This is a genomic window from Flavobacterium erigeronis, from assembly GCF_054075165.1.
The window spans coordinates 162,898-176,321 of record NZ_JBSKGP010000011.1 but is presented as its reverse complement, the minus strand read 5'-3'; the positions used below and the strand labels follow the sequence as shown (position 1 = coordinate 176,321).

At 34.7% G+C, this 13,424-nt stretch carries 13 protein-coding genes; 4 read left to right on the top strand and 9 right to left on the bottom strand.

Features of this window, described 5'->3' with window-relative positions; genetic code table 11:
• Positions 1 to 21 precede the first annotated feature (21 nt).
• Positions 22 to 1,080: a chorismate synthase gene (aroC, locus tag ACWA1F_RS20745; protein WP_306160456.1), complete on the bottom strand. Its 1,059-nt coding sequence runs from the start codon at positions 1,078 to 1,080 to the stop codon at positions 22 to 24.
• A 188-nt stretch (positions 1,081 to 1,268) separates the two neighbouring features.
• On the opposite strand from aroC, the gene ACWA1F_RS20740 reads away from it, so the two are divergent.
• Together ACWA1F_RS20740 and ACWA1F_RS20735 are read left to right on the top strand one after the other, a co-directional pair.
• Positions 1,269 to 2,090 (top strand): UDP-2,3-diacylglucosamine diphosphatase, encoded by an 822-nt coding sequence (locus ACWA1F_RS20740; RefSeq protein WP_456896541.1) that lies wholly within the window; start codon positions 1,269 to 1,271, stop codon positions 2,088 to 2,090.
• Between the two features lie 139 nt (positions 2,091 to 2,229).
• Entirely contained in the window at positions 2,230 to 2,727 is a 498-nt protein-coding gene (locus ACWA1F_RS20735; RefSeq protein WP_306160460.1) for a hypothetical protein, read from the top strand.
• Positions 2,728 to 2,953: 226 nt separating this feature from the next.
• On the opposite strand, the gene ACWA1F_RS20730 is transcribed toward ACWA1F_RS20735, so the two are convergent.
• The 7 genes from ACWA1F_RS20730 to ACWA1F_RS20700 form a co-directional block, all read right to left on the bottom strand.
• Positions 2,954 to 3,376 (bottom strand): protease complex subunit PrcB family protein, encoded by a 423-nt coding sequence (locus ACWA1F_RS20730; protein WP_456896539.1) that lies wholly within the window; start codon positions 3,374 to 3,376, stop codon positions 2,954 to 2,956.
• Between the two features lie 16 nt (positions 3,377 to 3,392).
• Positions 3,393 to 4,538 (bottom strand): N-acetyl-alpha-D-glucosaminyl L-malate synthase BshA, encoded by a 1,146-nt coding sequence (bshA, locus tag ACWA1F_RS20725; protein WP_456896537.1) that lies wholly within the window; start codon positions 4,536 to 4,538, stop codon positions 3,393 to 3,395.
• A 373-nt stretch (positions 4,539 to 4,911) separates the two neighbouring features.
• Positions 4,912 to 5,394 (bottom strand): ABC transporter ATPase, encoded by a 483-nt coding sequence (locus ACWA1F_RS20720; RefSeq protein WP_306160465.1) that lies wholly within the window; start codon positions 5,392 to 5,394, stop codon positions 4,912 to 4,914.
• A 95-nt stretch (positions 5,395 to 5,489) separates the two neighbouring features.
• Positions 5,490 to 6,281 carry a (Fe-S)-binding protein gene (locus ACWA1F_RS20715; RefSeq protein ID WP_306160467.1) on the bottom strand — a complete coding sequence of 264 codons (792 nt, stop codon included), beginning with the start codon at positions 6,279 to 6,281 and terminating at the stop codon, positions 5,490 to 5,492.
• A gap of 97 nt (positions 6,282 to 6,378) precedes the next feature.
• Positions 6,379 to 7,716, bottom strand: a complete 1,338-nt coding sequence (locus tag ACWA1F_RS20710; protein ID WP_456896535.1) for a 4Fe-4S dicluster domain-containing protein — start codon at positions 7,714 to 7,716, stop codon at positions 6,379 to 6,381.
• Between the two features lie 6 nt (positions 7,717 to 7,722).
• Positions 7,723 to 8,688, bottom strand: coding sequence for an MlaD family protein (locus ACWA1F_RS20705; RefSeq protein ID WP_306160471.1), 966 nt, complete (start codon positions 8,686 to 8,688; stop codon positions 7,723 to 7,725).
• 50 nt (positions 8,689 to 8,738) lie between these two features.
• Complete coding sequence (locus ACWA1F_RS20700) at positions 8,739 to 9,860, bottom strand: N-acetylmuramoyl-L-alanine amidase family protein (protein WP_456896533.1); 1,122 nt, start codon at positions 9,858 to 9,860, stop codon at positions 8,739 to 8,741.
• A gap of 82 nt (positions 9,861 to 9,942) precedes the next feature.
• Here ACWA1F_RS20700 and ACWA1F_RS20695 point away from each other — a divergent pair, with 82 nt between their 5' ends.
• Complete coding sequence (locus tag ACWA1F_RS20695; RefSeq protein ID WP_456896531.1) at positions 9,943 to 12,657, top strand: putative LPS assembly protein LptD; 2,715 nt, start codon at positions 9,943 to 9,945, stop codon at positions 12,655 to 12,657.
• A gap of 28 nt (positions 12,658 to 12,685) precedes the next feature.
• Positions 12,686 to 13,066, top strand: coding sequence for a RidA family protein (locus ACWA1F_RS20690; RefSeq protein WP_306160477.1), 381 nt, complete (start codon positions 12,686 to 12,688; stop codon positions 13,064 to 13,066).
• Here ACWA1F_RS20690 and ACWA1F_RS20685 read toward each other — a convergent pair.
• On the bottom strand, positions 13,047 to 13,421 hold the full coding sequence (locus ACWA1F_RS20685) for a methylglyoxal synthase (RefSeq protein ID WP_306160575.1): 375 nt from the start codon (positions 13,419 to 13,421) through the stop codon (positions 13,047 to 13,049). The genes ACWA1F_RS20690 and ACWA1F_RS20685 overlap by 20 nt on opposite strands.
• Positions 13,422 to 13,424: the final 3 nt, after the last annotated feature.

The following is a 13,424-nucleotide window of genomic DNA, read 5'->3' as shown; positions in this document are numbered from 1 at the left end:
CCCTCACTGTCTTACCTTTTATTAATATGTTTTGTTGATTAAATAAAAATCTGCCAAAACAATTGCTGCCATCGCTTCTACGATAGGCACTGCGCGAGGCACTACACACGGATCATGACGTCCTTTTCCTGTCATTGGTGTAATGTTACCTTTATTATCTAAAGAATCCTGAGTCTGCATGATCGTTGCAACCGGTTTAAAGGCAACTCTGAAATAAATATCCATTCCGTTGCTTATACCGCCTTGGATTCCGCCTGATAGATTTGTTTTTGTACTTCCGTCAGGATTATATAAATCGTTGTGTTCACTTCCTTTCATTTCAGATCCAGAAAAACCGCTTCCGTATTCAAAACCTTTTACTGCATTAATAGAAAGCATTGCTTTTCCTAATTCTGCATGAAGTTTATCAAATACAGGTTCTCCTAAACCAACCGGAACATTCTGAATCACACACGTCACAACACCACCAACGGTGTCTCCTTGCTTGCGAATATCACGAATATATTCTTCCATAATCGCTGCCGATTTTTCATCTGGACAACGTACTGGATTGCTTTCAATTTTAGAAAAATCCAATTCTTGATAAGGCGTTTCTAAATGAATTGGCCCAACCGAAGAAACATAAGCATTGATCTTAATTTCAGGCAACATTTGTTTTGCAATTGCACCCGCTACTACTCTACTTGCTGTTTCTCTAGCAGAACTTCTTCCGCCGCCTCGGTAATCACGCAAACCATATTTCTGGTCGTAAACGTAATCGGCGTGGCTAGGTCTGTAATTATCTTTTATATGAGAGTAATCGTCTGATTTTTGGTTGGTGTTCGGAATAATGAATCCAATTGGAGTTCCTGTAGTTTTTCCTTCAAATATTCCTGATAAGAATTGAACGCTGTCTGGTTCTTTTCTTTGAGTAACAATTGCCGACTGACCTGGCTTTCTTCTTGCCATATCTACCTCAATTGCTTCAAAATCTAATTGTATTCCTGGAGGACATCCATCAATAATACCGCCTAAAGCTTCACCGTGAGATTCTCCAAATGTTGTTACTTTATATAATGTGCCGAAGCTGTTTCCTGCCATTGTGTTTTGTTTTGAGCAAATGTAAGTTTTATGAATTAAATTAAAAAATTTAAAACTGGTATTATTAACGAAACATTAAATGGGATAAAAATTACAATTTGGTAAAAATATCCTCTTTTTAATAACCTTTTAATAAAGTCAAATTTCACAAACTTTCTTTCATTTGTAAAACTTCAAATCAAGAAAAATTGAAAAAAAGAAACGTCGAATTGGTCATTCTTTCTGATGTTCATTTAGGAACTTACGGAAGTCATGCTAAAGAATTAAACAACTATCTTTCAAGCATTAAACCCAAAACTCTAGTCTTAAACGGCGATATAATCGATGCTTGGCAGTTTCGAAAATCTTACTTTCCTAAAGCCCATTTGCGAGTGATCCAGCGCATTATCGGAATGGCTTCTAAAGGAACAAAAGTGTACTATATTACTGGAAATCACGATGAGATACTTCGAAAATTCAGCGATATGAATATGGGAAATTTTGCTCTTGTTGATAAATTAGTTTTAGAATTGGACGATAAAAAAGCCTGGATTTTTCACGGAGACGTTTTTGACGCCTCTGTTCAACATTCAAAATGGATTGCAAAACTAGGCGGATTAGGTTACGATTATCTAATTTTAATGAACCGATTTGCCAACTGGTGTTTAGCAAAGCTTGGACGTGAACCTTATTCTTTTTCTAAAAAAATTAAAGCTAGCGTAAAAAAAGCAGTAAAATTTATTTCAGATTTTGAAACCACTGCAACCGATTTAGCAATCGAAAAAAACTACGATTACGTAATCTGCGGACACATTCACGAACCAAAAATTGCAACTATTGAAAACAAACACGGCTCTACTTTATATCTTAATTCTGGCGATTGGGTAGAAAACTTAACCGCGTTGGAATACCATAAAAAACGTTGGAAACTGTTTTCTTATAAAGCCAGTAATTTTGTCGAAGAAGAAAATCTGTTAGAAATGGAGGATCTTATTACAAATCAGCTCATTTCGTCTATAATCCTTAAATAGGAGACTCAGAAACAGGTTTTTAAGAATTTTAACGCGCCTTTTTCATGAAAATGTAAATTATATAACAATTTTCAAAAATAATATACGTTCTCTATCTGACTGTAATTATACATTTGAAAAAAATTAATTAACCATTTTTATGAAAAAGATTTTATTATCTGCCATTATGCTTCTTGGTTTAGCATTTACGGCTCAATCACAAGAAATTTCGAAACACGCTTTAGGATTACGTCTGGGAGACAATAACGGATTTGGAGGAGAAATATCATATCAATTAGGACTAAATCAGAAAAACAGACTGGAGTTTGACTTAGGTTGGAGAAACAGCAGAGATGTAGACGCCATAAAAGGAGTTGCTCTTTACCAATGGGTTTGGAACATCGATGGAGGTTTTAACTGGTACGCAGGTGTCGGTGGAGGTTTAGCCGCTTGGGATCATGATTATTACAATAACAACTATAGATACAATGATAGCGGAACTTATGTTTTTGCTGCTGGAGATATCGGTATAGAATACAGATTTGATGAAGTGCCACTTACTTTATCATTAGATGCAAGACCTGAAATTGGTTCTGGATACTATGACGATGATAATTTTGGATTTGACGTCGGTTTAGGTGTTAAATTCAGATTCTAATTAAAAATAAAAAATAATTGTAAGAAGAAACCTGTCGTATTAAAGCGACAGGTTTTTTTTATCTTATGGTAAGTTTAACCGCAAAGAACGCAAGGTTTTTTATCTATAAGATTCTATATAGAACGCTAAGTTCGCAAAGCTTTATCTAATTCAGCTTTGCGAACTTAGCGTTTTCAAGACAAAGTTGAAAAAACCTTGCGCTCTTTGCGGTTAAAAAAACACTTTCTTATTTAATGATTATTTCTTTTTTAGAGTTAATTTTTACTACAGTATACGGATATGAAATAACAGACATAGTAATCGCATCTTTTGCTGGGCTGTTTTCTTTTACTGTTATAATGATATTTTTATCTGTCTCTTCAACATTTACAACATCAATAGTATAACCGCTGGTATTTTTTTCACCCATATTCAGAATCACGTAATTTGAAGTATTGGTATCGCTATTTTTTACCTTATCAGCCAAAAGCGGATCGTTTTCCAGCATTTTAATCTCATTCGGTTCTGTCAGAATCTCAAAAAATTTGATGTTTCCCCCGCCGCTAGACTGTACCGTCAAAACTTCATATAATCCTGTTGAAGCAGAAGCCTTCTTAGCTCCGCAGGAAATCAAAACAAAAACTGCTAAAATCGAAATTACTTTTTTCATTTACTTCTTTTTAAAATTATTGTTTTTCATATTTATAATCGTCAATTGCTTTTTGATATAAAGCCTCGTATTTCGGAAGAATGTTATGAATATCAAACTTCTTCGCCACTTCGAACGCATTAGCTTTAAACTGATTCAAAACGGCATCGTCTTTCAAAATTTTAATCGCATTCTCTGCCATTTCCTCTACATTTCCTACATTGCTTAAATAACCCGAAAATCCGTCAAAATTTACTTCTGGAAGACCGCCCGAATTACTCGAGATAACTGGAACTCCCAGAGCCATGGCTTCAAGCGCCGCCAAACCAAAACTTTCTGTTTCAGAAGGAAGCAGAAATAAATCGGTCATGCATAAAATTTTATCAATTTCATGACTGTTTCCGAAGAAAATCACTTTGTCTAAAATGCCTAATTCCTGACATAAAATTTCCGCTTTTTCTTTTTCAGGTCCGTCTCCAACCATCATCAGCTTAGCCGGAAGTTCTTTCTGAATATTATAGAAAATCTTAATAATATCTGGAATGCGTTTTACCTTTCTAAAGTTACTGATATGCGTTATAATGCGTTCATTTTCATTCGCCATCACATAACGATGGCAAGGCGCACCAGGATCTTTCTTTACTTTATTCAATTCGATAAAGTTCGGAATCACCTTGATTTTGTTTTTAATTTTAAACAATTTCAACGTATCATCTTTCAAACTCTGAGAAACCGAAGTCACATAATCTGACTTATTGATACTGAAAGTTACCGCAGGCTTATAAAACGGATGATTTCCAACTAATGTAATATCAGTCCCGTGAAGTGTTGTAATCATCGGCAGATTAATTCCTTCGTTTTTCAGCATTTGTTTTGCCATATAACCTGCATAAGCATGAGGAATAGCATAATGCACGTGCAGAAGCTCTATTTTGTACAATTTAACCATATCGACCAACTTGCTCGATAACGCTAATTCGTAAGGCTGATAATGAAATAAAGGATATTCAGGAACATTTACTTCGTGATAATGAACATTCGGATTTAAAAGTGCCAATCTAACCGGCTGGCTGTATGTGATAAAATGTATTTCGTGTCCTCTTCTGGCTAATTCGAGACCTAACTCTGTGGCTACTACACCACTACCTCCAAAAGTAGGATAACAAACAATTGCTATTTTCATGGATAAAATTTAATTCTACGAAAATACTCAAAAATAGCGTTTCATCAGGCTTTTAAATTGTTAGTTTTTTGACAAAATTAGATTAATCCGGTTGATAAATATTTTTAGAAGCAGAACTAAAAGTTTCAAAAGAACACCTGTCCCGCTGTCCGCTATATCTTTTTCTGTCTCGTTTTTTGAGAACGAGACCAGAAAAAGGATACCGCTCCCATCGGGGCTAATTTAGAAGTTTTGTTTTTCAATAGAAATCACATCACCTAAAAACAACTTTGTCAAAGTTTGAAATTTTGACAAAGTTTAATGTTGACGTTACTAAACCTGAAACAAAAAAAAGCGAAACACAAGTTTCGCTTTTTTTTATCTCTTATATATTTTAGAAAAATCTGCTATGCCAGCTGTCTGCTGCGGGAACTTCCCAAGCATCATTAAATTCTTCAATATTATTAACCAGATTATTAAATACAATTGTATTTGCCGTTACTGCTTTGTCTTTAACCATTTTCTTAAAGTCAATTAATGGTTTGTGCGCAATATGATCTCCAAGCTTAAAAGTAACGTTCATTTTGTCTAGTAAATCAACGTTATATTTCTTTTCTAATCCTTGAATAAATTCAACAGAACTATCAATAGAACAGCCTGTAGCAGCTTGCACATCTTGGTTAACTGCCAATATAATAAAACGGTTATATTTCAATAAAAACGAAGCTTCAAGACTTGTGCCGTGTGCAGCCCATTGTTCCACAAAAGCTTTTAAATCTGTTTCGATTTCAGAAAACTCTTCCTCAGAAAATTTTCTGTTCGATTGGTAAATCCAGACTCTAGATTCACCTGGTAAATTTTCAAAAGGTATATACATTTTTTAATTTTAAATTTTGTTTTTTCTTGTTTCAGGTTTCAAGTTTAAAGTCCAAAAACTTAGCAGCTCAAAAGCTTAGCAACTTAGAACCTCTTTTACAAATCCTGTGCATTAGCAATTAATTCTGCGATATCCAGAACTTTTACCTGGCCTTCTTTTTCTTTATTTTTAATTCCGTCTGTTAACATCGTATTACAGAAAGGACAACCTGCTGCGATAATATCTGGCTGCGTTTCCAAAGCATCTTCTGTACGAAGAACGTTCACTTCTTTATTTCCAGGTTCAGCATCTTTAAACATTTGAGCTCCTCCTGCTCCACAGCATAATCCGTTTGCTTTAGAACGCTTCATTTCAACTAATTCAACATCTAGCTTCTGAATCAAATCTCTTGGCGCTTCATAAACTTGATTTGCTCTTCCTAAATAGCAAGGATCGTGGAAAGTGATTTTTTTACCTTTAAATTGTCCGCCCTCAACAGTCAATCTTCCATCATCAATTAATGATTTTAAAAACTGTGTATGATGAATAACTTCGTAATTACCTCCTAATTCTGGATATTCATTTTTCAGCGTATTAAAACAGTGAGGACAAGCTGTAACAATTTTTTTAGCTTCATAAGCATTCAAAACCTCGATATTCATCATGGCCTGCATTTGAAACAAAAATTCATTTCCAGCCCTTTTTGCAGGATCACCCGTACAACTCTCTTCTGTACCTAAAACTGCAAAAGAAACATTGGTACGATTTAAAATTCGTACAAACGCTTTAGTAATTTTTTTTGCTCTATCATCAAAACTTCCTGCGCAACCTACCCAAAACAAGACCTCTGGCTGTTTTCCTTCGGCAAGCATTTCTGCCATTGTTGGCACTACTAAACTTTCTGACATCTCTCTTTTTTTTGTTAAATCGGTTTCCTCACAGTAAACCTCAATATATTTTAAAATCGAATAAACAGTTAAAGACTAACCGATTAAACAATAAATTTTAATTCTCGTTTTTCCAATTTAAACGGTCTTGTTGGCTATACTGCCAAGGCGCGCCGTTGTTTTCAATATTAGTCATCATTGCGTTTAATGACATTGGCGCAGCACTTTGCTCCATTACCAAAAAGCGTCGCATATCCATAATAATAGACAGCGGACTGATATTTACAGGACATTCTTCAACGCATGCATTACAAGAGGTACAAGCCCATAATTCTTCTGGCGTGATATAATCGTTTAGTAATGTTTTATTATCTGGCACAAAAGTCCCTTTGTTTGCATCAATATTTTTACCTACTTCTGTCAAACGGTCTCTCGTATCCATCATAATTTTACGCGGAGACAATTTTTTTCCGGTTTGATTCGCTGGACAAGAAGAAGTACAACGTCCACATTCCGTACAGGTATAAGCATTTAATAGCTGAACCCAGTTTAAATCCTGAACATCACTTGCTCCAAACTTAGCCGGATGCGCATTTTCATCAGCTGGAGCCGCCGCAAATGGATCTGCATTTGGATCCATCATTAATTTTACTTCTTTTGTAACCGAAGCTAAATTATCAAACTTCCCTTCTGGTTCAAGATTTGCAAAATAGGTATTTGGGAATGCCAAAAGAATGTGCAAATGTTTTGAGAAGTATAAATAGTTCATGAAAACTAAAATACCTGCAATGTGCAGCCACCAGAAAACTTCGAAAAGCAATCCTACAGTTTCATTTGACACACCATTAAAAATTGGTGCGATAAACTGGCTAATCGGATAACTTCCTGCTTTATGAAAATGAGAATATCCTCCTGGCACATTTTGTAAATGCAAATCGGAAGCATTCATCAATAAAAACAGAATCATCAAAACGGTTTCAAAATACAAAATGTAATTGGCATCACTTTTTGGAAATCCAGCTAAATCAGAATGGATAAAACGTTTTAATCGGATAAAATTTCTTCTAATCCAAAAAGTAACTACGGCAATAATCACCAATATTGCCAATATTTCAAATGAAGCAATTAGAACATCATACACTACACCTAAATACGGCGCAAAAATTCTATGCGTTCCAAAAAGTCCATCAATAATGATTTCTAATAATTCGATATTAATTATTATGAACCCTACATACACAAAAATATGAAGGATTCCGGCAACAGGGCGTCTCACCATTTTTGACTGCCCAAGAGCAATCAAAGCCATGTTTTTCCAACGAGCTTTAGGATTATCTTTTCGATCTACATCAACTCCAAGATTAATGTTTCGGTAGATTTTTTTTACGCTCGCTGCAAAAAAGCCGAAACCTACTATAAGAAGTATGGCAAATAAAATATTATCTAAATAACTCATTTATAATTATTTTTTATCAGTTGAGTTTGTTTCTTCTGTTGGTGCTACATACGGTTTATTTTTCTTTCCGAAAAGAGAAACGTTTACGTAACGGGTTGGATAAAGACGAACATCTTGCAATAACAATTCAAGCTCTTTTGAAGTTTTTGCCAGATTATTGTACAATGCATCATCGTTCAATAATTTTCCTGCTGTTCCTTTTCCTGAATTCAAGTTCGCCATTAAACCATCAACTTTAGCTAAAGTCTGGTTTAGGTTTCGAACCGTTTTTCCTAAATCTGCTTTGTTTAATGAATCAGAAATTTTGTTAAAGTTGCTAGATACTTTATTAAAATTAGAAACCATTCCATTAATCTGTCCTTTATTGGTATCTAGGATATTGTTTAAACTACCTGAAGCTTTATGAAATTGTGTCATTGTTTGGCTCAACTCAGCAATTGTTTTCTTTAGATTTTCTTGAGTATTCTTATCTAAAGTATTATTCAATCCTGAAACCAGAACGTCAATATTGACAAGCATTTTTTCTAGCTTTTGCTGAATTGGCTCCAGTTTTCCGCCTAAAGATTCTGTCAATCCCAATTCGACAGTAGAAGTTAATTTCTGTCCGTCTTCTACCAATTCTTTACTAGTAAAATCTGGAATGATTTTAATTTGTTTCCCAGCAATTAATCCAGGAGAATAAATTGCAGCTGTACTGCTTTTTGTAATTGGAAAATCTGTTTTAAGCTGAAGTTCTACTAGTAATTTACCAGTCACTTCATTAATTGTAATTTTATTTACTTTACCAATCGCAAGTCCGTTTAGCGTTACTGGCGCTGATGGTGATAAATCTTCAACATTATCATATTCAGCATATAAAATGGTATAATTAGTAAAAAGATCTCTGCCTTTTAAAAAACTATATCCCCAGATAAATAATAAAATAGACGCGATGACTAAAATAGCCGTTTTAATTTCTCTTGTTAGTTTCAAAATTCTAAGTGTTTGTACAAAATTAATATAAATATTCGAACTTGCGCTGATTATTTAATCGCGTCCTGAATACTGATTTTTTCTCCATCTTTAGTTGCCACTAAAAATGCAGCACCATATCCTTTACTTTTAGCTTCTTGCAGGTATTTTTGAGCTGTTTCGTAACTTGGAGTTTCTTCGTAGAAATATTTATAAATATTATTTTCGTATACCATCGATACATTTTTAAGCCCTTTAAAGTTTTTAGGTTCTAAAGGTGTTTTTTTAATACTTGCAATAAGCTGCACTTTAAAGAAAGTTCCTTTTGGAGCATTTTTTGCTACTGCAACTGGAGTGGCTGTTTTTGGTTTTGCAGGCGTAGTATCTCTTACGGGCCGACTTTCAGTAGCTTCCGCTCCTGTCCCAAAATATTCGCGTTTGTAACTTAAGATTGCTTCTGCGATTGCTCTTGCGATATCATCTTGGCCTTCTTCAGAATTCAGAATGTTTCCTTCTGTCGGATTCGATACAAATCCTGTTTCAACCAAAACCCTAGGCATATAAGCTTTATGAAGTACCATGAAAGGCGCTTGCTTTACACCTCCCTGACGAAGTTTTTTTCCTAATTTTTCAAAGTTATCTTCAATTTTAGTAGCAAGCGAAATACTGTTATCTAAATATTCTTCCTGCATTAAAGTCATACCAATCATCGATTCTGGAGAATTCGGATCGTATCCTTCGTATTTACGTTTATAATCTTTCTCAAGTGTAATTACAGAGTTCTCCTTTTTTGCCGCTTCAAGGTTCGATGCTACCTTACTCAAACCCATTACATATGTTTCGGTTCCGTCGGCTGCTGTATTTTTGTTGGCATTACAGTGAATAGAGACAAAAATATTCGAATTGGCTCTGTTGGCAATGTTAGCCCTTTCAACCAAATCTATAAAAACGTCTGTTTTTCGAGTATAAATAACATTAACATTCGGATTAAGCTCTAAAATCTTCCCTACTTTCAAAACAATAGCTAAAGCAATATTCTTTTCGATCCGTCCGCTATAAACAGCTCCAAAGTCATGATCTCCGTGTCCGGCGTCAAGTGTCACCTTAAATACATTTGACTGACTATGAGCACAAAAGGATGAAATTATTAGAAATAAAGTAAATATTACCTTAAATTTGTTAATTCTATTCATAAATCTAAAAGTTAATTTTAATAAAATGCAGCTGTTATAATTTTTAGAATTGATTATTTTTGCCAAAAAATTATATGTAAGTTTGACATGTCAAAAAACAAGCCATAATTTTACAAAAATAGCATTTAAACCTTTGCACACAAACTTATTTAATATCGTTTTAATATCATTTTTCCTAACTATAGGTTGTGGTAATTTATATTCGCAAGAGATAAAAAACAAAAAAAAGTCTTTACCTGCTGGAAAACAAATAGATAAAACTACTTCTGTAGAAAAACCAGCTATAATTCCAACAGACACTATAAAATTAGATACTGTTAGACCTAAAAAAACTTTTTTGGATGGAAAAGTAAGATACGTAGCGAAAGATTATGCTAAAATCGACCAGAAAAACAAACTGATCACTTTATATAATGAAGCAGAATTATACTATAAAGATGTTGAATTAAAATCGGGTATAATTGTTCTTAATTATGAAAAAGATGAAGTTTATGCCGGAAGAATTAAAGATTCTGCTGGGGTTTTAACGCAATATCCTAACTTTAAACAAGGATCAAGCGAAGTCCAGCCAGATTCTATCCGATTTAATTTTAAAACTAAAAAAGCCTTAATCTACAATTCTAGAACAGAACAAGGCGAATTTAAAATTAAAGCTGCCGTTACTAAAAAAGAAAACGATTCTGTTTACTTTTTAAAAGGTGCACGATTTACCACTTCAACAGATGTCGATCATCCTGAATACTATTTCCAAACGAGTAAAGTTAAATTTATACCTGGAAAAAAAGTAATTACAGGTTTAACGAATATGGTAATTGCTGATGTTCCTACTCCTTTGGCATTGCCTTTTGCGTATTTCCCAATGAGTCAGGAGAAAAGCGTTTCGGGTATTATCATTCCAAGTTATAACGATTCTAACACAAGAGGTTTTTCATTACAGAATGGAGGTTATTACTTTGCACTGAGCGACAATTATGACTTAACCGTCCTCGGAGATTATTATACCAACGGAAGTTACGCCATGCGATTCGAATCGGCGTATGCAACGCGATATAAATACAGAGGAAACGTGAATATCCGTTTTGAGAATTTAATTAGTAGCGAACGCGGTTATCCTGATTACTCTAAACAAAGCATTTACAACATTCAGTGGTCGCATTCTAAAGACACAAAATCGAATCCGAATTCTACTTTCTCAGCTTCTGTTAACATGGGTAGTAGTAAATACTTCAAACAATCGATCAACCAAGCCAATATTGGATCGAACTTGAACAATACTTTAAGTTCTTCTATTTCATACAACAGAACCTTTAATACCATTCCTGGTTCACGTATTTCGTTATCTGCAACTCATAGCCAGAATACGCAGACAGAAGATATTATTATGACGCTTCCGTCTTTGCAAGGTAGTATTGACCGTATTTATCCTTTTGTTGGAAAGAATGGCGTAAAGAAAGGATTGATTAAAAACATCAACTTACAGTACAATGTAAGCGGTAAAAACTATTTCAAAACAAAAGATTCATTGTTCTTCAAACCTCAGATGTTTAATGATGCGCAGTTAGGATTACAGCAAACTATTCCGTTGAGCACCAACTTCAAAATTTTTAAATACTTCAGTGCTGGAGCTTCTACAACTTATCAGGAAACATGGGTAAACAAAACCATCAAAAAAGTTTACGATCCTGCCGAAGGAGAAACAGTCAACCAAACGGTTAATGGTTTTGATGCTTTTAGAACATACAATTTCAGCACCAATTTAGGTACGACGATTTACGGAACTTTTAATTTCGGAGAAGACAAAAAAATTCAATCTATTAGACACGTAATGCGTCCGAGTATTACGTACGCTTACACGCCTAGTTTTGAAAAATATTACGATACCTATGCTGTAGATGCCTCTGGAAGAATCACATCTGAATATACCCGATTTGAAAACGGATTGTACGGAGCGCCAGGAAAAGACAACTCTAATATTGTTGGTTTTGCTTTGAGCAATACTTTTGAAGCTAAAGTAAGAGACCGAGACAGCACAAAAACAGAGCCTAAGAAGATAATGCTGTTAAACAACTTAAACTTCAGTACAAGTTACAATTTCAATGCTGACGGTAAATCAACATTTGGATGGCAGCCTGTTTTAGTTAGTGGTGGAACGCAGTTTTTTGATAATAAAATGAATATGAACTTTGGTGCCACATTAGATCCGTATGCTATTGATAATGGCGGTAACAAAATTGATAAATTCAACATTGATAATGGCGGAAGTTTATTTAGAATGACCAGTGCCAATGTAACCGTAAACTACTCGTTCTCGAATAAAGGAACTGGGAAAGAAAAAAATACGCAGAGTCAGCGGAATGGTGGACGAAGCGATGACTTGTTTGGTACTAATACCGACTTAAATGACAGCCGTAACAGTCAGTTTGCAAATGAACCTGAGAAAGAAGATGTCATTACAGAATTCTTTAATTCTAAAGTTCCGTGGGATATGACGCTTGCCTATTCATTAACGTATTCAAACATTAAACGAGAAAGCACGATTTCTGGAAACTCTATCATGGTTTCTATCAATACCGACCTTACTCCTAAGTGGAAAGCTGGGGTTTCTACGGGTTACGATTTTGTACAAAAAGGAGTTACCTTTACGCAATTCCGTTTTGAAAGAGATTTATTAAGCTGGAGAATGGCTTTTAACTGGCAACCATTAGGAACAAACTCTAACTGGAATTTCTTTATCGGAATTAAATCTGGTATGCTTAGCGATATCAAATGGAACAAACGAAGCGTTTCAAATAGATAAACTACTTTCGAATCCAAATACTTTCATTATGAAAAAAATAATTTTTACCGAGAAAGCTCCAGCTCCAATCGGACCTTATAATCAAGCCGTATTATCTGGAAACACACTTTATGCTTCTGGGCAAATTGCAATCAATCCTACATCTGGAGAATTGATTACAGAGAACATTAATGACGAAACACACCAAGTAATGCAAAACATTGCTGCAATCTTAGAAGCTGCAGGAATGACTTTTGAAAATGTTGTAAAGTCAACTATTTTCATCATGGACATGAACAACTTTGGAGCAATAAACACGGTTTACGGATCTTATTTTAACGAAAAAACCGCTCCAGCTCGTGAAACGGTTCAAGTGGCTTGTTTGCCAAAAAATGTTAATGTAGAGATTTCTATAATCGCTGTGCAATAGCATCTAATAATAATTGTGCCGTTGCTTCATTGGTTGCCAGCGGCACATTATGCACATCGCAAACACGAATCAGCATATTAATATCTGCTTCATGTGGATGGCTCGAAAGAGGATCTTTAAAAAAGAAAACCATCTGCGTAATTCCTTCCGCAACTCTTCCTGCAATTTGCGCATCGCCTCCAAGCGGTCCAGAAAGCATTCTCTGCGTTTTAAATCCAGCAGCTTCTGCTTTTCCTCCCGTAGTACCAGTCCCAATAAGCCTTATTTTTTCATTATGCAAAATAGCTTCATTTTTGATTAAGAAATCAATTAAATCCGCTTTTTTACCATCATGAGCAATAATGGCAATTTCCATAAA

Coding starts and splice junctions, on each gene's coding strand:
- ACWA1F_RS20735 (WP_306160460.1), top strand. CDS start 2,230: ATGAAAAAGATTTTATTATCTGCCATTATGCTTCTTGGTTTAGCATTT.
- ACWA1F_RS20685 (WP_306160575.1), bottom strand. CDS start 13,421: ATGGAAATTGCCATTATTGCTCATGATGGTAAAAAAGCGGATTTAATT.
- ACWA1F_RS20715 (WP_306160467.1), bottom strand. CDS start 6,281: ATGTCAGAAAGTTTAGTAGTGCCAACAATGGCAGAAATGCTTGCCGAA.
- aroC (WP_306160456.1), bottom strand. CDS start 1,080: ATGGCAGGAAACAGCTTCGGCACATTATATAAAGTAACAACATTTGGA.
- bshA (WP_456896537.1), bottom strand. CDS start 4,538: ATGAAAATAGCAATTGTTTGTTATCCTACTTTTGGAGGTAGTGGTGTA.
- ACWA1F_RS20710 (WP_456896535.1), bottom strand. CDS start 7,716: ATGAGTTATTTAGATAATATTTTATTTGCCATACTTCTTATAGTAGGT.
- ACWA1F_RS20700 (WP_456896533.1), bottom strand. CDS start 9,860: ATGAATAGAATTAACAAATTTAAGGTAATATTTACTTTATTTCTAATA.
- ACWA1F_RS20720 (WP_306160465.1), bottom strand. CDS start 5,394: ATGTATATACCTTTTGAAAATTTACCAGGTGAATCTAGAGTCTGGATT.
- ACWA1F_RS20690 (WP_306160477.1), top strand. CDS start 12,686: ATGAAAAAAATAATTTTTACCGAGAAAGCTCCAGCTCCAATCGGACCT.
- ACWA1F_RS20730 (WP_456896539.1), bottom strand. CDS start 3,376: ATGAAAAAAGTAATTTCGATTTTAGCAGTTTTTGTTTTGATTTCCTGC.